The sequence below is a fragment of the Streptomyces sp. NPDC015220 genome, from assembly GCF_043079345.1.
GTDB lineage: Bacteria > Actinomycetota > Actinomycetes > Streptomycetales > Streptomycetaceae > Streptomyces.
The window spans coordinates 205,809-225,982 of the sequence record NZ_JBIBUK010000004.1 but is presented as its reverse complement, the minus strand read 5'-3'; the positions used below and the strand labels follow the sequence as shown (position 1 = coordinate 225,982).

Below are 20,174 nucleotides of genomic sequence, written 5' to 3'. Positions count from 1 at the left end.
TTCCTCGTCCCCCTCTGCCTCTACAAGTGTAGAGTCGAGCTGTCCACTACAGGTGTAGAGGGAGTTCCGATGGCCAAGTCACAACACGTCGGCGGTGCCGGTGAACGCTCCGCGCTCGTGGTCGGCGGCGGGATCGGCGGTCTGGCCGCCGGCCTCGCGCTGGCTCGGAGCGGCTGGCGGGTGAAAGTACTGGAGCGCGCCGCCGCCTTCGGCGAGGTGGGAGCGGGGCTGTCACTGTGGCCCAACGGAGTGCGCGCGCTGGACGCGCTCGGCGTGGGAGACCAGGTTCGCGAGCAGGCCCTGGTCGAGACCCGGGCGGGAATCCGGAACAGGTCCGGCCGCTGGCTGTCGCGCACCGACACCCAGGAGCTGGCAGACCGGTTCGGGCCGGTGGTGATGATCCACCGTGCCCGGCTGTTCGACATCCTGCGTACGGCCCTTCCGGCAGGGGTGCTGTGCGGGGACTCCGCGGTCACGAGGGCCGACCTGCGCGGCGGGCGGGTAGAGGTCGAGCACGGCAGGGGCGTCTCGCGGGCCGATCTGCTGGTGGCCGCCGACGGGATCGGTTCCACCGTGCGGCACTCGCTGTGGCCGCAGGCTCCGGCGCCTCGGTACGCCGGGTACACCACATGGCGCGTCGTCGTCGACACGGGTGAGCGCCTGTCGGCCGGCGGCGAGAGCTGGGGGCGTGGTGAGCGAGTGGGGATCGCCCCGCTCGCAGACGGTCGCACCTACCTCTTCTGCGTCGCCAACGCCCCCGAAGGACAGCGCAGCCCCGGCGGGGAACTCGCCGAGCTGCGCCGGCGCTTCGGACGCTGGCACGACCCGATTCCCCGGTTGCTGGCGGCCGCCGACGAGGAGGCGGTGATGCGCCACGACATCCATGCTCTGCCGCCGTTGGCCAGTTTCGTCAACGGGCGCGCGGCGCTGCTCGGTGACGCCGCGCACGCCATGACCCCGAATTTGGGCCAGGGGGCCAACCAGGCGTTGGAGGACGCGGTCACCCTGGCCGTGCTCCTGGAGGCGCATCCGGACGTGGAGTCCGCGCTGAGCGCCTACGACCGGCTCCGACGCCCCCGCACCCGACTGATCGCCCGGCGCTCCCACCGGATCGGCGTCGTCGCCCAGTGGCACTGGGCCCCCGCCACCGCCCTGCGCGACCTGACGCTCCGCATGATGCCCGGCCCGGCCGTCCTCGACGCGCTCACTGCGATCCTCGGCTGGCGGCCGCCCGACCGAGAGGACCTCATCGCTCACACCGGCTGAGGCCCGCGGCGGCGAGGACGCCCAGGGGCGGCGGCCGGACGAGGCTCACACGGGTGCACACGCCCCCCGGGGCCGCCCCTGCCGCACCGCGCGATCCCCATGACCGTGACCCGACACCGGGGGAGCGGGCCGGCCCCGCGGGAGGCGAACGGGCGGAGCGCAGGGACGACACCCGGCTGTCGGTGATCCGTAGGTGATGTGTCGGTTCCCGCTGGAACCGTGGGCGACCAGCCGTTCCTCCCCGGGGAGCGGCCATGACCGTCTCCTCCGTCCAGAACAAGGGAGCCTGCCGCCATGTCACCCACCTCCTCCACGCCCTGGGACGTTCACCGGCTACCGCGTGCGCGGGGCAGCGTCTTCCTGGTCACCGGCGGCAACGCGGGCATCGGGTACTTCATCGCGGAGCAGCTCTGCGCGACCGGAGCCACCGTCGTGCTGGGCAGCCGGGTTCCGGCGAGAGCCGAAGCCGCCATGACGTCGATCCGCTCGCGCGTGCCCGGCGCGCGGGTACGTGCCGTACGGCTGGACCTCGCCGACCTGTCGTCGCTCGGCGCGGCGGTGGAATCCCTCGGGGTGACCGCTCTCGACGCGGTGGTCCACAATGCCGGCGTCGCGCTCGACGACCCGCCACGTCGCGAGACAGGGGACGGTCATGAACTCATGTTCGGCACGAATCATCTCGGGCACTTCGCGCTGACCGGCCGGCTGATGCCGCTGCTGTCGGCCGCACCCGCGGCACGCGTCGTGACCGTCGGCAGTTTCGCGGCGAAGTCGGAACGGCTGGACCTGGACGACCTCCAGTCCCGTCGGGACTACCGGGCCAAGCGCACCTACGGACGATCCAAGCTGGCACAGATGTACTTCGGGCTGGAACTCGACCGCCGACTGCGCCGCCTCGGCAGCCCGGTGCAGAGCGTGGTGGTCCATCCCGGCGGAGCCCTGGACTCCCTCACCCCCTCACGACCGCCGGTCCATGTGCGAAGCCTCGGCGCGCGGCTGCGCGCGGCACCCGCCGCACTGCTCGTCCAGGGCAAGCACGCCGGCGCGTGGCCCGCGGTCCGGGCGGTGCTCGACCCGGCCGTGCGAGGCGGACAGTTGTGGGGACCGCGCCTTTGGAGTCTGCGCGGCGCACCCCGACGAGAAGCGGTGTGGAGCCAGCTCGCCGACACCGCCGTCGCGGCGCGGCTGTGGGACGCCGGCCGCGACCTGACCGATATCGACCCCGGCGGACCGCGCGGATAGACCGGGCGGGCAGGCCCGCGGCCGACCGGTCCGCTCGCGACGGCCGGCCGGGAGGCTCGGGTGATCCCCGCCGCCACGGCGTCCGAGGGGAGACGGCGAGCGGCCCCGGGCGCGCGGGCCGGTGTCCGTACCGTGCCGGGTGCGCCCGCGGCGACGACGCGGGCGCCGAGTCGTCAGGCGGGCTGGACGGTGATGGTGCACAGGCGCTTGGTGGCCCGGGTCAGGGCTACGTACAAGTCCCTTTCCCCACCGGGGCGGTTCGTGATGATCTCCTCGGGGTTCAGGACGACGACCCCGTCGAATTCCAGGCCGCGTGCTTCGGACGCCGGCACGATGCGCGCGTGGTGAGCGATGCCCTGGGCCGTCAGCTCGCTCACCCTGGTGTCCGCGCAGATCACTCCCAGGAGTTCGCCCGGGTGCGCGGTGCTCTGGGCGCGGAGTTCCCGGAGGACGGCGGTGACCAACCCGTCCGCAGGCGCGGTCACAGTGCGAGGGCTCTCACCGCTTCGCAGTGACCGTGTGGGCTTCTGGTCCGGAGCGATCCGCGTGAGCAGGTCCCGGACGCTCTCCAGGATCTCCTGCGTGGTGCGGTAGCTGACGGTCAGGTCGTGCAGTTTGAACCGCGGTCCGACGTGGGGGCCCAGTGCCTCCTTCCAGTCGCGTGCTGTCGCGACCGGGCCCGCCTGGGCGAAGTCACCCACCAGCGTCATCGACCTCGACGGGCAGCGGCGGACGATCATCCGCCACTGCATGGCGGTCAGTTCCTGCGCCTCGTCGACGACGACGTGCCCGTACGTCCGCTCGGGTGGGCCGTCGACCAGGCTCGCCGCCTCGTCCAGCAACGGCACATCGGCTTCGGTCCACGGGTCGTCCGGACCGCGCAGCAGGAGGGACCGCTCCTGCGCGGTCAGGCGGGGAAGGCGCTCGGCGAGAGCGCCGGCGTTCGTCAGCAGCGCCTTCACGAGGTCACCGGGTACCAGACGCGGCCACAACACCTCGACCGCTCGGTCGACGCCGGCGTCGTCGAGGAGATCGGCTCGGATGGCGTCCAGGTCCAGCTCGTGGACCGGTCCCGGCTCGGCCGCACCTTCGACGCGGCGCTGGGCGGCTCCCGTGAACCGGTCGAGGTCGATGCCCGTCATCCTTTCGGCGTCGGCGTCGATCTGTTCCAGGAGGTCGCCCATGTCTCGTTGCATCGCGTCGGTGACGGCGTCGACCAGGAGCTCTTTGAACACCTGGCGCGCGGGGTTGTGCCCCTGTACGGCCGCCACGGCGGCGTCGCGTGCCGTGGCGACCTCCCCGTCGGACAGGTGAACCAGTTCCTGTCCGACCCGCACGGTGAGGTCACCGGTGGGGGCTTGGTGGACGCGCAGCAGGCCGGCCAGGGCGTCGGCGAGGTCGGAGCTGCCCTTGAGACGCGCCGTGTCGAACGGGTCCACCGCGTCCGTGGACACTCCGGCCAGTTCCCGGCAGGTCGCCAGAACGACGTCGTTCTCTCCCAGCGAGGGAAGGACCTGGGAGATGTAGTCGAGGAACCGGGCGTTCGGGCCCACCACCAGGACCCCCTCCTCCGTGGCGCGCGGGAACGCGTACAGGACGTAGGCCGCCCGGTGCAGCGCGACCACCGTCTTGCCGGTGCCGGGGCCGCCCTGCACCACGGTCACGCCGCGGTGGGCGGAGCGGACGATCTCGTCCTGCTCGGCCTGCAGCGTCGCGACGGCCGCGTGCATCCTGCCCGTACGCCGTGCCGACAGAGCCTCGGTCAACGGGCCGTCCCCCACGACGTCCTCGTCGGTCGGGGCGGTTCCGTCCAGCAGTTCGTCGCTCACCGAGACGACCGTGCGCTCCTCGAGGCGCAGGTGCCGGCGCCGCCGCAGGCCCATCGGGTGGACCGGTGTCGCCTCGTAGAAGGGCCGCGCCGCGTTCGCGCGCCAGTCCAGGAGGAGAGGCAGGTCGTCCTCCTCCGTGTGCAGTCCGATCCGCCCGATGCGCAGGGCCGTGCCGTCCGTCCAGTCGATGCGCCCGAAGACCAGCCCCTTTTCGGCGCCCTCCAGCCGGCCGATTTCCTTGGCCAGACGCTCGGCGGTGATTTCCCTCTCGTATGCCTCACCGGCGCTTTCAGCCGGGGCCTTCAGCACACTCGCTCGGTGCACTCGCGCCTCGGAAATCCGCTTGGTGAGCAACGCGTACAAGGAGGACACATAATCCTGCTCCGACGCAACCGCACGCGCGGCGGGATCATTCATCTTCGACAACGGTGGACTCCTTCGATTCGGGCCACACCATACGGTCACAGTTCCCTGAAGGTAAGTCTTGACTTGCCTGGTGAAGCCATGTCCTTACGACTGGATCCATGGCGGCCGAACGTGTGGCGTAGCGCGAATTCCGCCGTTTCGTAAATCGCTGGTTGCGCTCCCGATGACCGCCTGCCTCATGGGCCGGCCCGCCCTTGGGCGCCGGCGATATTCGCCGCGCTCGGGAAAAGCGGGGGAATATTCGGCGGGGCGACCGGCGCCGTCGAACCCACCGCCAGGGGGCATCTGGTCGATTCATCCGGCGACCCGACCGAGGGGACGAGCACAGAATGGCTCACGCCCTCGACCGGTCCACCACTGTCCGACCCGTGCCGACGACCCCACCTCAGGACCGCAGCACCACGTAGCCGTCGGTCGCGGCCGACCCGGAGAACGGATCGGAGGATCGTTCGACGACGGGCGGCCGACACGTTCGATGAAACCGTGCGTTCCCGGGGTTCGCGGCGCCTCGAATCCCATCAGATCCGATGGTGATCGCTGACAGGGTTTCCCCGGGCACACGGACGGTGTGCCGGCGGGGGAGCGCGGCGGACGGACGACGCGGCTGCCCGGCAACGAGTCGGTACGCGTACTCGGTCGTTCCGCCGCCCTCCGGCGAGACGGCGTGCCGCGGGGTGCGAGCGTCGCCGGAGGGGTGGACCCGGGTGGCTACGGGCCGGTCGTGCCGGCGAGCCGGCGCAGGCAGCGCACGGCGAGCGCGGCGGGGGAGTCGGGTCCATCGGTCCCCGCGTCGGTCGCGGCCCAGGTCTCCAGTGCGATACGGATCGCGTCTGTCGCGGCGGCCGCGGCGAGCCTTACCTCCAGCGGTTCCATGTCCGCGCCCGCGAGCCGGGTGATCACCGGAACGAGCCGTTCCTCCGATTCCTGGTTCACCCGGTACCAGACCGCCCGCAGCGCGGGGTCGTCCGCCGCGGCCCGCAGCAGCCCGCGGGTGCGCAGCAGCCCCTGGACGGCCTCCTCGTCCGGAGTGGCCAGCGCCTGCTCGACCGCGGTCTCCAGCGCCCGGGGCAGTGCCGTGCCCGGCTCGGTGGCCTCCAGCAGCGCCCGCCAGCGGTCGGCGCCGGTGGCCAGCAGCGGGCTCACCGCGTCCTGCTTGGAGCGGAAGTAGCGGTAGAAGGTCCGCAGCGCGACCCCCGCCCGTCCCGCGATCTCCTCGGCCGTCGTGCCGTGCGGACCCCGGGTGGCGAAGAGTTCGGCCGCCGCGTGGGCGATGTCGAGCTGTGTGGCGGCCTTGCGGCGCTCGGTCAGGGATGGGGGCGGCTTGGTGCTCACCAGCAGAAGGGTACGCTCCGCGACCCCGGTGAGGCATGCAGTGACAATGTGGCAAAACGTGCCACCCGGGCGTAACGTGAAGGCCGTCGAGAACGCCGGCGGATCAGAGAGCCGGCGTCACACGGCCGCGCCGCGGCAGAACGGCCGGCCGGGTCTGGAGTTACGAATGAACCGTTATGAAGGCCGGCGCACACTGATCACGGGCGGTGGCTCGGGCATCGGTCAGGCCACCGTGCTGCGCATCCTCGCCGAGGGCGGCGCCGTCGTGGCCGCGGACGTCAGCGAGCAGGGGCTGCGGGACACGGTGGAGAAGGCCGGGGCCCACGCCGACCGGCTCACCACGCTCGTCGTCGACATCGCCGACGAGACCTCGGTGCGCGAGGGGGTCGCCGCCGCGGTCACCGCGCTCGGTGGTCTCGACGTACTGGTCAACGCGGCCGGGATCCTGCGTTCCTCGCACACCCACGAGACGAGCCTGGAGGCGTTCACCCGCGTCATCCAGGTCAACCTGGTCGGCACCTTCCTGGTGATCCGCGAGGCCCTGCCCGCCCTGCTCGAAGGCCGGGACGCGGCGGTCGTCAACTTCAGCTCGACCTCGGCGATGTTCGCGCACCCCTACATGGCGGCGTACGCCGCGAGCAAGGGCGGCATCCAGTCCATGACGCACGCGCTCGCCGCCGAGTACGCGAAGCGGGGCATACGCTTCACCGCCGTGCAGCCCGGATCCATCTCCTCCGGCATGACCGACGGCAGCGGCGCCAGTGGGCAGAGCACGGGCCCGGGGCTGCCCGAGGACGCGGACATGAGCCTGTTCATGAAGCTCTCCCCGGCGCTCGGGCAGGGCTTCGCGGGCCCCGAGACGGTGGCGTCCGTGGTCGCGATGCTCGGCAGCGAGGACGGCAGGTTCGTCACCGGCACCGAGATCCGGATCGACGGCGGCACCCACTTCTGACGGCGCCGCGCACGGCGTGCCGCCCCTGCCGGTGGGCGGACGCCGACGGCCGTCCGAGGGCGCACGCCGCCCACGCCGGGCACCGAGGCGGCCGCCAAGCCGCGGGAGCCGCCCGGCGGAGGAACCGGCACACCGGCCGGGAGCCGGCCGGCGGGGCGCGGCGCCCCGCCGGCCGCGTGGCCCACGACCACCCGGCGTCCAGCACGCCGACTCGACACCCAGGGAGCGAGACATGAACGACCTGACCGGCAAGACCGTCGTCATCACCGGCGGGGCCCGCGGCCTCGGAGCCGAAGCGGCCCGGCAGGCGATCGAGGCCGGAGCCAAGGTGATGATCACCGATGTCCTGGAGGACGAGGGCGAGGACACCGCCGCCGCGCTCGGCGCCAACGCCCGCTTCCTGCGCCACGACGTCACCTCCGAGGAGGACTGGCGACAGGTCGCCGACGCCACCGTCGCCGAGTTCGGCGGCCTGCACGGCCTCGTGAACAACGCCGGCATCTCGACCGGCCGGCTCCTGGAGTCGGAGTCCGTGGAGTACTTCCGCAAGGTGCTCGACATCAACCTCACCGGTGTCTTCATCGGCATGAAGACCGTGATTCCCGCGATGCGGGAGAACGGCGGAGGGTCGATCGTCAACGTCTCCTCCGCGGCGGGGCTGATGGGTCTGGCGCTGACGGCCGGTTACGGCGCCTCCAAGTGGGGCGTACGGGGCCTGACGAAGATCGGCGCGGTGGAGCTGGGCACCGCCCGGATCCGGGTGAACTCGGTCCACCCGGGCATGACGTACACCCCGATGACCGCCTCCGTCGGCATCGAGAAGGGCGAGGGCAAGTACCCCAACACGCCCATGGGCCGGGTCGGCGAGCCGCACGAGATCGCGAGCGCCGTCGTGTACCTGCTCTCCGACGCGGCCTCTTACGTCACCGGCGCCGAACTCGCGGTGGACGGCGGCTGGACCACCGGTCCGACCGTCAAGTACGTCATGGGGCAGTGAGCGCCGACGGCCGGGCGAGCCGACTCGGCGGGCGGTCCGCTCGCCGTCCCGGCGGCGCGGGGGGCCCGGCCAGGTGACATATCAATTGGTTATGGGCCGTTGACGGTTCACTCTTGGACATGAGCGGGATCCTCTTGTTTGTCTCTGCGCATGACCACTGCGAATCCCCTGCCGCGGCGCGGCCTGTTCAAGGCCGGCGCCGCCCTGTCCACCGTCGTTCTCACGCCCGTCGCGGCGGGCTCGGCCGCCGCCGCGACGAACACGTCCGCCACGACCGGTGCCGCGACGGCCGGGCCGACGGAGTCCGCCGGATCGAGTGCCGCCGAAGCCGAACTGCGCGCGCTCGAACAGCGGTACACCGCGCGTCTCGGTGTGTACGCCCGCAACGTCCGCACCGGCCAGGTCGTGTCCCACCGGGCGCGGGAGCGGTTCGCGATGTGCTCAACCTTCAAGACGTTCGCCGCCGCGGCGATCCTCCGCGGGGAGGGCGGCTCGGCCTCCTTGGAGGAGGTGGTCCCCTATCCGCCGGCCGAACTGGTGCCGAACTCCCCGGTCACCGAACAGCACGTGAGCACCGGCATGTCCGTGGGCGACCTGTGCGCGGCCGCGATCCAGCGCAGCGACAACGCGGCCGGCAACCTGCTGCTGCGCCGGATCGGCGGGCCGGCCGGTCTGACCCGCTTCTTCCGTTCGATCGGCGACTCGGTGAGCCGGCTCGACCGCTGGGAGCCCGAGCTGAACACCGCCGCTCCCGGCGACGTGCGCGACACCACGACCCCCCAGGCGCTCGGCACCGGCTTCGAACAGCTGACGCTGGGCCGGGTGCTGGCCGATGCCGACCGGGAGCAGCTCGTCACCTGGCTCAAGGGCAACACCACGAGCGCCGAACGCTTCCGGGCCGGCCTGCCGCACGACTGGGTCGTGGGCGACAAGACGGGCACCGGCGACTACGCGTCCGCCAACGACATCGGCGTCGCCTGGACCACCCGCGGGACACCGCTCGTCGTGACGGTGCTGACGTCGAAGCCGACTCCGGACGCCTCCGTGGACAACGCGCTGATCGCCGATGCGGCCCGTGTCGTGGCGCGCACACTCGCTCCGGGCGAGTGAGACCGGCCCAGCCGTGAGTCGCACACCGGGGCACGCCCTCGAAGGGGGTGACGGACCCCGGACCGGGAGGTGGTGACGCCCGGCGACCGGGAGGTGTGGTGACGCCCGGCGTCCGCGCCACCGACGCATGCGCGAGGCGCCGCTCCACGCCCACCGCCGGTGGGCGCGGGGCCGGCTCCGCTCATGGGGGGCGGTGCGCCGGGCCGGCGCACCGCCCCCCGCGGCCGTTCCCGCGGTCCGGTCAGGTCGCCGAGTAAGGCAGCAGTGTGCCGTTGATCCGCTCCCAGGCCGACTTCAGTTCGGCGAGCAGCGCCGGCCGGTCGGCGGCGAGGTCGGCCTGCTCGCGGGCGTCCGCGGCGAGGTCGTAGAGGTGGTCCCTGCCGTTGGCGTCCTGGTAGTACTTCCAGTCGCCGCGCCGCAGCGCGCGGTTGCCGCGCACCCGCCAGAACAGGTCGCGCTCCGGGAGCCGCTCCCCGCGCAGCAGGTAACCGGCGAGACTCTGCCCGTCCAGTGGGTACGCCGGGTCCGGCCGGGCACCGCCCAACTCCAGGAGGGTGGCGGTCCAGTCGGGGGAGTAGACGGGCTCGTGACTGACCTGGCGCCCGTCGACCGCGGCCGGCCACCGCAGGACGGTCGGCACCCGGATGCCGCCCTCCAGCAGCTCGGACTTGCCGCCGCTGAGCGGCCACTGGTAGGAGAAGCGCTCGCCGCCGTTGTCGCTGGCGAAGACGACGACGGTGTTCTCCTCCTGTCCGGAGCGGCGCAGCGCGGTGAGCACCTCGCCGATCGACGCGTCCAGGTTCTCCACCATCTCCCGGTACTTCTCCACCGAGCCGCCGTCGGTGTGCTGGAGGCCGCCGAGCACGTTCCCGGCGCGGATCTTCGCGGCGATCCGGGCGGCCGTCTCCTCGTCGTCCTCGGTGAGCCACGGCCAGTGCGGGGTGGTGAAGTTGAGGTTCAGCAGCCAGGGCCCCTCGTGGTGGCGGCCCACGTAGTCCACCGCCCGCTCGGTCAGCACCGTGGTGTAGTAGCGGAGGTCCTTGTAGGCGGCGTCGCCCTCGTACAGGTCGTAGTCGCCGAGCTGCCCCAGTTTCGAGAAGTACTCCAGCGCGCCGCCGAAGTTGCCGAAGAACTCGTCCCAGCCGGACTTGGTGGGGCTGTAGTCCGGGAGCCAGCCGCAGTGCCACTTGCCGATCAGCGCGGTCGCGTATCCGGCCCGCTTCAGCAGCGAGGCCAGGGTGGGGTGGTTCGGGTCGAGGCCCTGCGTCCTGCTGCCGATGGGCTCGGCCAGGCCGCCCCTGGTACGGCCGGGATAGCGGCCGGTGTAGAGGCTGAACCGGGTGGGGGAGCAGGTAGCCGAGCCGGAGTAGGCGTCGGTGAAGCGCACCCCCTGGGCGGCCAGCCGGTCCAGGTTCGGTGTCCGGATGTGCGGAGCGCCGTAGGAGGAGAGGTCGGCCCAGCCCAGGTCGTCGCCGAGGATGAAGAGGAAGTTGGGCCGTCGGCCGGGCCTGCTCCCCGTCCTGGCCCTGAAGGGCCGCTCGGCCTTGCCCTGGGCGGCCGCGGGCGACGCCGCCGCGGCGGGGCCGGCGACGGCGGTGACCGCGCCGCCGCCCACCAGGCCACCGAAGGTACGACGGGGAATTCTTGATATGTCGGGCATGCGAAATCCTTGCTCGGGCGGCCCCCGTGGCGGGGCGCGGGTCAGCAGGCGGAACAGCAGCGCGCACACCGCACGGCGGGCACGGCGACGGGGCCGCGTGCGCGCGGGGCGTGCGGAGACGGTGTGCGGAAGGACCCCCGGTGGACGGGGAGTTGGATCACCGGTGGGTGAAAGGCCCGGTGGGCTCAGCGACAGAGGGCGCTGGACTGCCGGCACAGATCGACGTGCCGCCGCGCCACGAGCGCGGTGCACGCACTTCGACGATCGGTGGACGGCCTCATGACCAGGGAGGCTGCCAGTGCGGCAACCGGCGCGTCAAGCGATGTCCGCATCGCGGGAAGCCCGGCCGGAGTCCGCGCCGCGCCGGTGCGGCCGCCCGGACGGCGTGCGGGATTCGCCGCGACGCTCGCCGCAGTCCGAGCCGCACCGGTTACGTCGGAGCGTCGGCGGGGTGTGTCGCGCGGACGCCGCCGTTCGCGTCCCCACAGATCGGACGGCGCCCGGGACGGGAGGCGTTCACCGAGGAGCGGCCGGGTGCTCCGCGGCCGGCCGGCGTCGTCGGCAACCGGCCAGAGGTTGACCGGATCGGGGCGGCTGATTCACAGCACCGTCACAGGAGAGGTCCCTAGTGTCGTGCGCATGACCAATTTGGCTCATGACGAACCCGACAACGCCGCCGTCTCCCAGCTGTTGTCGCGCCGCCGGATGCTCGCCCTCGGCGGCGCCGGCGCCGTCGCACTCACCGGCATCGGCGCCGTCGCACACGCCGCCGGCCAGGGCGCCTCCACCGGCTCCGGCGTCCTCGACGCCGCGAAGGCCGCCGCCACGGCCTCCGGCACGTGCATGCAGCTGACCACCGAGCAGATCGAGGGCCCCTACTACATCGACTACGAACTCTTCCGCAGGAACGTCGTCGAGGACCGCACCGGCGTACCGCTCATCCTCGTCCTGCGCGCGGTGGACGCCGCGACCTGCGAGCCCATCCGCGACTCCGCCATCGAGATCTGGCACTGCGACGCGTCCGGCGTCTACTCCGGCTACACCGGGACCGGCAACGGCGGCGGCGGTACGCCTCCCGGCCCGCCCCCGGGCACCCCGCCCACCGACCCGCCGACGGGCCCGCCCCCGGGCGGCGGCGGTGGCCACGCCACCCCGACGGACGACCTCACCTGGCTGCGTGGCATACAGATGACCGACCACCAGGGCTTCGTCACCTTCCGGACCGTCCTGCCCGGCTGGTACACCGGGCGCGCCGTCCACGTCCACACCAAGGTGCACACGGGCGGCACCCGGACCTCCGCCGGCTACACCGGCGGGCGCACCTGCCACACCGGGCAGTTCTACTTCGCCGAGGACGCGGTGAAGGCCACCGAAAGCATCGCGCCCTACTCGGCGAACACCGCGACGCGGGTCACCCTCGAACAGGACGGCATCTACCCGAAGACCGGCACGAAGGGCGGCCTGCTCCACCTGCTCTACGACCACCGGCACATCGAGCGCGGCGTCGTCGGCAGCATCACCATGGCCGTGGACCCCGCCGCCACCAACGAAGGCGGCGGTCTGCCGGGCGGTGGCACGCCTCCCGGTCCCGGTCCCTCCCCGTCCCCCAGTGCCTGACGGCCCGTAACGCGGGCCCGCTCGACGTACGGGCCGCCGGCGGACGGGACACCCCTCGTGCCGACGGCCCGTACGGCCAACCACCCTCCTCCCGCGGTCGGTCGATCACCGACCGCGGGACCGGCCGGCGACCGGTACGCGTGTCATCGCGTGCTCCTGGCCGCGCCGAGGACCGGCCTCGCCGCAGCGCTCCCCCCGGGTCCCGCCGGGTCCCCTCGGGCGGATCGCGCAGGCGAAATCCCCGCCCCGGCCTGCCCCGCACCGCACCGCCCTGCTCCATGCCGTGCGGGGCGGGTCTCTTCACTTCGGACACGAGTGCAACCTGCTCGTAACCCGCTACCCCCTGTTCGTGCTACGCGCGTTGACCATAGGCTCCGCACAGCCCCTCAACCGCCTCGTACTCATACAGGGAGACCCATGACCCACCCGACCACGCCAAGACGGCGCGCCTACCGTGTCCTTGGGGCCGTCGCTGCTTTGGCCACGGCCGGTGCACTGACCGCCGCCGCTGCGCCGGCGAGCGGAGCCCCGGTGGCCCAGCAGGGGCACAACGGGCCCACGGTCGACGTCCAACTGCTGTCGTTCAACGACTTCCACGGGAACCTCGAGCCGCCGGCCGGTTCCTCCGGGCAGGTCACCGAGACCCAGCCGGACGGTACGACGAAGAAGATCGACGCGGGCGGCGTCGAGTACCTCGCGACCTCGCTGCGCACGGCGCGCAAGGGCCACCCGTACAGCGTCACGGCCGCGGCCGGCGACCTGATCGGTGCGAGCCCGCTGCTCTCGGGCCTGTTCCACGACGAGCCGACCGTCGAGGCGATGAACAAGCTCGACCTGGACGTGACGAGCGTCGGCAACCACGAGTTCGACGAGGGCGCGACCGAACTCGCCCGCATCCAGAACGGCGGCTGCCACCCCAAGGACGGCTGCTACGAGCCCGGCCGGACCTTCAAGGGCGCCGACTACCCGTATCTCGCCGCCAACGTGACGGACGAGAAGACCGGGAAGCCGATCCTCAAGCCCTACTGGGTGTGGAAGCACAACGGCGTGAAGATCGGCTTCATCGGCGTGACGCTGGAGGGCACGCCCGACATCGTCACCGCCGAGGGCGTCAAGGGACTGAAGTTCCACGACGAGGTCGAGACCGTCAACAAGTACGCCGACATCCTCGACAAGCAGGGCGTGAAGTCGATCGTCGCGCTCATCCACGAGGGCGGCGAGCCCGCCTCCGCCTCGTACAACTACGACTGCGACTCCCCGGGCGCCGGCGCCGGCATCTCCGGGCCGATCGTCGACATCGCCAAGAACATCACGCCCAAGGTCGACGCGCTGGTCACGGGCCACACGCACCAGGCGTACGTCTGCACGATCCCGGACCCGTCGGGCCGGCCGCGCATGGTCACCTCCGCGTCCTCGTACGGGAAGCTGTACACCGACACCACGCTGACCTACGACCGCCGTACGCAGGACATCGTCCGCACCAGCGTGAAGTCCGCGAACCACGTGGTGAGCCGTACCCAGCCGAAGGCCGCCGACATGACGGCGCTGATCTCGCGCTGGAACGCGCTGGCCGCGCCGGTGGCCAACAAGCCCGTCGGGTACATCTCCGGTGACATCAACGGACGCGGGGCGACCACTCCCGAATCCCCGCTCGGCGACCTGATCGCGGACGCCCAGCTCGCGCACGCCAAGAGCCTCGACCCCAAGGCCGTCCTGGCGCTGATGAACCCCGGCGGCATTCGCTCCGACCTGGTCTACAAGGCGAGCGGCGGCGAGGGCGACGGCGTCGTGACGTACGGCGAGGCGTTCACGATCCAGCCGTTCAGCAACACGGTGAACCTGGTGGACCTCACCGGGGCGCAGCTGATCACGGCGCTCCAACAGCAGGTCAGCGGTCCGAACGAAGCCTCGCCGAAGATCCTCCAGATATCCGGCGGCCTGACGTACACCCTGGACCTCACCAAGTCGGGCGCGGCCCGCGTCGTCACCGACTCCGTTCGGCTGAACGGGGCGGCGATCGACCCGGCCGCCACGTACCGGGTCGCGATGAACTCCTTCCTCGCGGGCGGCGGCGACGGCTTCACCGAGCTCGGCAAGGGCAAGAACCCCCTGGTCGGCGCGGACGACCTGAAGGCGTTCAACGACTACCTGACGGCCACCTCCTCGGCGACGAGCCCGATCGCGCCTCCGGCGGCCGACCGCATCACGATCGTGAGGTAACGGCGGAAGCGGGACGGGCGCCCCGTCGCGTCCGTGGGGGTGCGCCCGATACCGCGCCCGTGACGCACACCGCGCCGGCCCGGCCCCAGCCGGGCCGGCGCATTCGCGCGGCCGGGAACGACTGATTCACGCGAAGTCGCCGCGCCGCGGCTCCCCGCCGCCACCGCCCGGGAGCCGCCGGTCGCCGTCGTCAGTGTCCTGGGAGGGGCCGAGGCCGCGGGCCAGGCCGTCCGCGGTGAGGTAACGACTGCGGACGGGGGCCATCGGCCGGCGCGCCTGATCCGTCGTACGGAACGCCCCACTTCATGCCCCAGGTCCGTCGGGTCCCGATCAGGATTGATCGGGACCCGACGGACTCGTTCGCGCGTTCGTGTCGTCCCCGCCCTCGCCCCCGCCCTCGCCCTCGCCTCCGCCCTGGCGGTCCCGGCCGTTCTCCGGTGGCCCGGTGAGCCGGGTCGCGAGGCGGTAGGTGACCGACGCGTCGCGGTACTCCTCGCCGGCGACGACCTTGTCGGGAAGGTTCCCGCGCTCGCTGCGGGACGTCGAGGTCCGCTTCCCGGTGCCGGGGAAGCCGACGGCTGTCAACGGGTCCTCCACGAAGCGGAGGCGGTCGGAACGCACCGTCGCCTGGAACTCGATGTCCGGGTGCGGGTGCGGGTGCGGGTGCGGGTGCGGGTGCGGGTGCGAGGTCGGGTCTGGGGCCGGGGTCGGGTGTGTTGGGCCGGGGGCCGGGGTCGGTCTCGGTTTCGACGCCGGCCCCGTGGCGTCCGGCGCCGGCCGGCGGGCCGTTCATGGCGGCTCGTCCGACTCCTCGGCCGCGCGGCGGCGACCGGGCCGGGGCGGCAGCTTGCCGTCCTCGCCGCGCACTCGGCGTCCGCGGGTGCCGCCGTGACTCCGGACGGCCGGGTCCCGGTGCTCGTCGTCGGGCCCCCGCGCCCCGCTCCGTCCGGGGCGCGCGGTCCGGCGTGCGGTGCCCCTCGCCGTATCCGGCACCTCCGCGACGTCCGTGACATCCGCGACGTCGGGTACGTCCGTGACCTTCGGTACGTCCTCAACGGCTCCGGCGCCTCGTCCCGCCGTAGTCCCCACCACGTCGCCGCCGCCACGCGCTACCTGCCCGGCCGTGCTCGCCGCGACGTCACCGGCCGCCTCGCCGGTATCGGCGACGACCCCGCTCACCCCGCCCGCGGCATCCTCCACGGTGCGCCCCGCGCCGCGGCCCACGTCACCCACGGCACCCCCGGCGCCCCGCCCGACGTCCCTCACCGCCCGACCGGCACCGCGGCCCACGCCCTCCACCGCCTGGCCGGCGCCGCGGCCCACGTCCTCGACCCCACGGCCGACCCCGCGGCCCACGTCCCGCACCCCCTCGCCCGCTCCGCGGCCCACGTCCCGCACGGCGGAGCCGGCTCCCCGGCCGATGTCGCCGACGGCTCTCCCCGTGCCCGCGCCCAGCTCACCGACGGCCTGCCGCGCCCCGCCGCCGATGTCCTGCACGGCCGCACCGACTCCCCGGGTCAGGTCCTCCAGGATCTGCGGGTTGCGGTCGAGCGTGGTGAGGACCCGGTTGATGATCAGCGCCACGTTGTCGAGACGTACCTTGAGCTGGGCCTGTGCCTCCACTCCCGAGATGCCCAGGTGCACCCGGCCCAGTGCGACGTCGGCGCCGACGTTCAGCTTCAGCAGGTCCAGCACCTCGGCCTGGAGCGATACATGCGCCCGCAGGTTCTCGACGTCCAGGTCGATCTCGTCGACCTTGAGCAACGGGACATCGAGGTACACGTCGGGCTCGGCGTCGCCGGCCCTCCTGCTGACCACGGCCTCGTCCTCCGGGACGGCCGCCGCCTCGTAGGTCTCGTCGCCAGGGGCTGCCGCTTCCTCGTCGGCGTAGGCGGCGGCCGCGCGGTCCTCGTCGGGGAGGCCGGGCTGCTCGGGGTAGTCGTCCCGATGTTCCTCGTAGTACTCGGGCTCCTCGTCGTCGTATCCCCCGGACCCGGTGTACTCGACGGCGCCCTCGGCGTCGTCGGGTTCACCGTCGCGCACGTCGTGCTCCTCGAGGGGACCCTCATCGTCCTCGGCGCTGTCACGCATCACCGAGCCTCCGCTGGTTCGCCGGACGTTTCGTCCATTCTGAGGCGGTATGCGGATCGGTGCACGGGCGGTACGACACGTCCGGGTACGACCGGGTACGACCGGGTACGGCGCGTCCGGCGTCCGAGCCCTGTCCGCGCCGTCGGGGACGCGCCTCCGGCTCCGCCGACCCGGCCGACCCGGCCGACCCGGCCGCCCCGGCCGCCCCGGCCGCGCTCCGCCCTCCGCCCGTCTCGTTCGGTGGCCCCCCGGGCTCCTCCTCACGGCGCCCGTCAGGAGTCACTCGACAGGTCCGTCGGCCTGTCCCCACGATCGTCGCCGGAGACGGCGGTGCGTGAACGGCGGGTCCTCTCGTGATCACCCGCGTTCGAAGCAGTGCGAGCGCCCGATGACGGAGAAGCCGCGACGCTCGTACCAGTGGCGCGGCCAGTCCGTCGCATCGGCGGTCAGGAAGCGGATACCGCAGTTCTCATCGGCAGCCGAGCGCAGCGCGGTGGCCAGGACGGCATCGGCATGACCGCGCCTGAGGTGGTCCTCCGAGGTGACCAGGTCCTCGATCTGTGCTGTGCCCGATCCGGCGTCCACATAGAGGTCGGCCCATGAGGCGACCTCCCCCTCCTTCGTGCGGGCACCGATGAAGCGGACGATGTCGGCCCCGCGCCTGCGAGCCTCGCGCCGGTCGACAAGGTGGCGTACGACCTCGTCGTCGACGTCCGGAAGGAGATCCCGCCATCGCCGGGTGAGGGGGGCGCGTATCGCGTCGAGGTCCACCTCCTCAGCGGGCCCTCCGGCCGGAACCGGGCCCGTGTGCAGCATGACCAGATGGGTGGAGTGGGTGTATCCGGCCCGGATCAGCGGCTTTGCGCACGCCCTTCCGACTTCGTCGTCCAGGACCGAGACCATTCGGTGTGGGAGATGGCCCAGCGCTTCCTCCACGACGGTGGGCAACGCCTCGGGATGCACCGCCGTGTCGATGACGACCTGGTTGTTCGCGCGGGAATGGGAGAAGGCGTCGTCATATACGGCGAACCCGCCCGGTAGGTCGACGAGGCGCCCGGCCTGTCGGCGGGCGAAGGCTGACAGGAAGGCGTTGATCCGCTGAAGTTCCGGGCTCTGCATGCGGGGAGCCTATGCAGCCGTGACCGTGGCCGCCTGCGAATTGCCTCAGCCGGAACGCTGCCCGGAGGCCCCGGAGGCCCCGGAGGCCCCGGAGGCCCCGGAGGCCGCTCGGCCACCTCGCCCTCGTGACCCGCATGGAGATCGAGCCGCCGTCACCCGCCGTCGGAACGAAGACCGCGTGTGATCGGCCGGACGAGTCCTGGTCGGAACCCGGACGGCTGCCTGTCGCGGGGGCGCCGGCGCGGGTGGCCGTCACCGCGCCGACGCCGGGGGGCCGCGCCGGGAGTCCCGCCGCCCGCCCGCTCAGCGCAGCAGCGCGTCGAGGAACGGGCTGGACAGTACGCGGTGCGGGTCGAGCCGGTCGAGCGTCGCGACCGCCTCGTCCCAGCCCGGGCCGCCTCCGGCGCGCTGGCTGGCGGGGATGGCGCGGGTGAGGACGTCCGGGTCGGACCAGGCGGCGGTGTCGCTGTAGGCCCAGCCCTTGGACCACTCCACGCGAACCGTCGCCCGGTCCCCGTCCAGGGTCAGGAGGAACTGCTCGATGTCGCGGTAGAAGCGGTGCAGGGCGGGTGTCGTCGGCAGGGACAGGACGTCGATCCACACGGCGGTGTCGACGTCCGGCCGGTCGGGACGCGGCCGCAGGGCGGACAGCAGCGGGGGCCGCGCGCCGGGGACGCCGCACACGGACGGATCCTCCAGACCGGTCACCCGGATCTCCACCTGGCCGTTGACCGGGTACTCGCCGCGCGCCGCGTACTGCGCGAGCAGCGTGCGGTAGAAGTCGGCGAACCGGCTGACCACCCACTGCAGATCGGCGCGGCGGGTGAGGACGGCGTAGCCGTTGGCGGTCTCGCGCAGCGTGGTGGGCCGCACGTACTGCAGCAGGTTGCGCGAGGCGCCCCACAGGTCCGAGCGCAGGCCGCCTGCCAGCAGGTGGGTGAGCACGTCGCCGGTCAGCACGTCCCGCACGAGGGTCCCCGAGAGCAGGACGTCGGTGATGTCGCCGGTCAACGCGACCTTGGCCAGCAGGTACTGGACCTGTCCGAAGAGCGGCGCACTCGCCCACGCCCCGGAGACCAGGTCCCCGGCCAGCCGGGCCACCGGTTCGGGGAGGGAGTCGGAGAACGGGTAGTTGTACGGCTCGTCGACCGCTCGGGCGGCGAGCGGCCGTTTGGGGGCGACGCTCCAGACCTTGAGCCAGGGGCGGTCGGTGAAGGCGAACCAGATCGCCTCCACCCGGCCGGTGCGGTCCACGAAGCCGGCCAGGGTCCGCGTGCCGGCCGGAGCACCGGGGGCGGCGAACAGTTCGGTGGCGGGGATGTCCAGGAAGGACTGGCAGCGCAGATTGTCGTCGGTGCCCACCCGCAGGACGGCCTCGGTGACGAACGAGCGGCCGAGGTGGGTGAGGAGCGCGTCACAGTCGGGCTCGGCCCGGCCGACGGTCCGCAGGACGTAGCGGCCGGCGTCGTGGTCCCAGACGACCGCGGTCAGTTCGGTGACCAGGTTGCTCAGCGAGCCGTGGCCGTGGCCGGATGACGGGTCCTCGCCGACGGCGGGGATGGCCGTGCCGTGCGCGCCGATGGCGAGCGCGCCACCGACCGAGAGATCGCCGGGTGCGGGCGCGGAGGCGACCCCGTAGCCGCTCGCGCCGGCGAACGCGAGCAGTGTCTCCAGCGAGGCGCCGGCCTGCACCCGGACCACGGCCGACCCGTCGGCGGCCTGCTGCTCCAGCGACATCGCGGTGAGGTGTGCGGTGGTGTCCAGCAGGACGACCCGGGTCGCGGCGGGCGTGCCGTCGGCCACCGTGAGCGGGGCCCAGCCGTGCCGCTGCCCTTGCGCGCGTACCGTCCAGCCCGCGCCGTGGGCCCAGTTGACGACGTCGACGACCTCGCGAGGGCTGCCCGGCGCGCACGTCCACAGCTGATCGGTACGGATCTCACCGGCCCAGTTCTGGTAGGCGCGCTGATAGACGTCGATCCCGGCCGGGAAGCCCGGCGGCGGTGCCGAGGCCGCGTAGGCGCTGCCCGGCCGGACCAGCCCGCGCAGCAACCAGACCGCGCCGCCCGCGGCTGCCGACGACGCGAGCAGCCTGCGCCGTGACAGCCCGCCGCCCTGGTTCGAAGGACTGTCCGTCATCCTCACACCCCCTGACCCGCTCGGAACCGGCCTTGCCCGGCCGGTCGAACACGCACGCTATCCAGCGCGGAACGCCTCGCAGCCGTACAGTCGGATGATTCACTTGAACGGGTGAATGATCCGCGAACCAGCTTCTCCCGGGAGGCCCCGCGATGTAAAAGCCCTGCCCGGCCCGCC

Annotated in this window: 15 protein-coding genes; 7 read left to right on the top strand and 8 right to left on the bottom strand. The window is 72.7% G+C overall.

What is annotated here, in order from left to right; all coding sequences use genetic code 11:
- The first annotated feature begins 69 nt into the window (after positions 1-69).
- Together ACF061_RS12530 and ACF061_RS12525 are read left to right on the top strand one after the other, a co-directional pair.
- Positions 70-1,266 (top strand): FAD-dependent monooxygenase, encoded by a 1,197-nt coding sequence (locus ACF061_RS12530; RefSeq protein ID WP_392266821.1) that lies wholly within the window; start codon positions 70-72, stop codon positions 1,264-1,266.
- 294 nt (positions 1,267-1,560) lie between these two features.
- The gene (locus tag ACF061_RS12525; RefSeq protein ID WP_392266820.1) at positions 1,561-2,508 is read left to right on the top strand and encodes an SDR family NAD(P)-dependent oxidoreductase; all 948 of its coding nucleotides are present in this window, start codon (positions 1,561-1,563) and stop codon (positions 2,506-2,508) included.
- Between the two features lie 173 nt (positions 2,509-2,681).
- Here the strand turns inward: ACF061_RS12525 and ACF061_RS12520 are convergent, their stop codons facing one another.
- Together ACF061_RS12520 and ACF061_RS12515 are read right to left on the bottom strand one after the other, a co-directional pair.
- Positions 2,682-4,754 (bottom strand): HelD family protein, encoded by a 2,073-nt coding sequence (locus tag ACF061_RS12520; RefSeq protein WP_392267038.1) that lies wholly within the window; start codon positions 4,752-4,754, stop codon positions 2,682-2,684.
- A 717-nt stretch (positions 4,755-5,471) separates the two neighbouring features.
- The gene (locus ACF061_RS12515) at positions 5,472-6,095 is read right to left on the bottom strand and encodes a TetR/AcrR family transcriptional regulator (RefSeq protein ID WP_392266819.1); all 624 of its coding nucleotides are present in this window, start codon (positions 6,093-6,095) and stop codon (positions 5,472-5,474) included.
- Between the two features lie 166 nt (positions 6,096-6,261).
- Here ACF061_RS12515 and ACF061_RS12510 point away from each other — a divergent pair, with 166 nt between their 5' ends.
- The 3 genes from ACF061_RS12510 (at position 6,262) to bla (ending at position 9,154) form a co-directional block, all read left to right on the top strand.
- Positions 6,262-7,047 carry an SDR family NAD(P)-dependent oxidoreductase gene (locus tag ACF061_RS12510; RefSeq protein ID WP_392266818.1) on the top strand — a complete coding sequence of 262 codons (786 nt, stop codon included), beginning with the start codon at positions 6,262-6,264 and terminating at the stop codon, positions 7,045-7,047.
- Between the two features lie 232 nt (positions 7,048-7,279).
- The gene (locus tag ACF061_RS12505) at positions 7,280-8,044 is read left to right on the top strand and encodes a glucose 1-dehydrogenase (protein ID WP_392266817.1); all 765 of its coding nucleotides are present in this window, start codon (positions 7,280-7,282) and stop codon (positions 8,042-8,044) included.
- Positions 8,045-8,194: 150 nt separating this feature from the next.
- The gene (gene bla, locus ACF061_RS12500) at positions 8,195-9,154 is read left to right on the top strand and encodes a class A beta-lactamase (protein ID WP_392266816.1); all 960 of its coding nucleotides are present in this window, start codon (positions 8,195-8,197) and stop codon (positions 9,152-9,154) included.
- Positions 9,155-9,395: 241 nt separating this feature from the next.
- Here the strand turns inward: bla and ACF061_RS12495 are convergent, their stop codons facing one another.
- Together ACF061_RS12495 and ACF061_RS12490 are read right to left on the bottom strand one after the other, a co-directional pair.
- Complete coding sequence (locus tag ACF061_RS12495; RefSeq protein WP_392266815.1) at positions 9,396-10,814, bottom strand: sulfatase; 1,419 nt, start codon at positions 10,812-10,814, stop codon at positions 9,396-9,398.
- A gap of 185 nt (positions 10,815-10,999) precedes the next feature.
- Positions 11,000-11,095, bottom strand: coding sequence for a putative leader peptide (locus tag ACF061_RS12490; RefSeq protein ID WP_392267037.1), 96 nt, complete (start codon positions 11,093-11,095; stop codon positions 11,000-11,002).
- Between the two features lie 358 nt (positions 11,096-11,453).
- On the opposite strand from ACF061_RS12490, the gene ACF061_RS12485 reads away from it, so the two are divergent.
- Both ACF061_RS12485 and ACF061_RS12480 read left to right on the top strand, forming a co-directional pair.
- Positions 11,454-12,431, top strand: coding sequence for an intradiol ring-cleavage dioxygenase (locus ACF061_RS12485; RefSeq protein ID WP_392266814.1), 978 nt, complete (start codon positions 11,454-11,456; stop codon positions 12,429-12,431).
- 417 nt (positions 12,432-12,848) lie between these two features.
- Entirely contained in the window at positions 12,849-14,651 is a 1,803-nt protein-coding gene (locus ACF061_RS12480; protein WP_392266813.1) for a bifunctional metallophosphatase/5'-nucleotidase, read from the top strand.
- Positions 14,652-14,981: 330 nt separating this feature from the next.
- On the opposite strand, the gene ACF061_RS12475 is transcribed toward ACF061_RS12480, so the two are convergent.
- From ACF061_RS12475 to ACF061_RS12460, 4 genes are all read right to left on the bottom strand, one after another.
- Positions 14,982-15,272, bottom strand: a complete 291-nt coding sequence (locus tag ACF061_RS12475; RefSeq protein WP_392266812.1) for a hypothetical protein — start codon at positions 15,270-15,272, stop codon at positions 14,982-14,984.
- 168 nt (positions 15,273-15,440) lie between these two features.
- Positions 15,441-16,742, bottom strand: coding sequence for a hypothetical protein (locus tag ACF061_RS12470; RefSeq protein WP_392266811.1), 1,302 nt, complete (start codon positions 16,740-16,742; stop codon positions 15,441-15,443).
- Between the two features lie 357 nt (positions 16,743-17,099).
- Positions 17,100-17,861, bottom strand: a complete 762-nt coding sequence (locus ACF061_RS12465; protein ID WP_392266810.1) for a GNAT family N-acetyltransferase — start codon at positions 17,859-17,861, stop codon at positions 17,100-17,102.
- Positions 17,862-18,164: 303 nt separating this feature from the next.
- Entirely contained in the window at positions 18,165-19,997 is a 1,833-nt protein-coding gene (locus ACF061_RS12460) for a cholesterol oxidase substrate-binding domain-containing protein (RefSeq protein ID WP_392266809.1), read from the bottom strand.
- Positions 19,998-20,174: the final 177 nt, after the last annotated feature.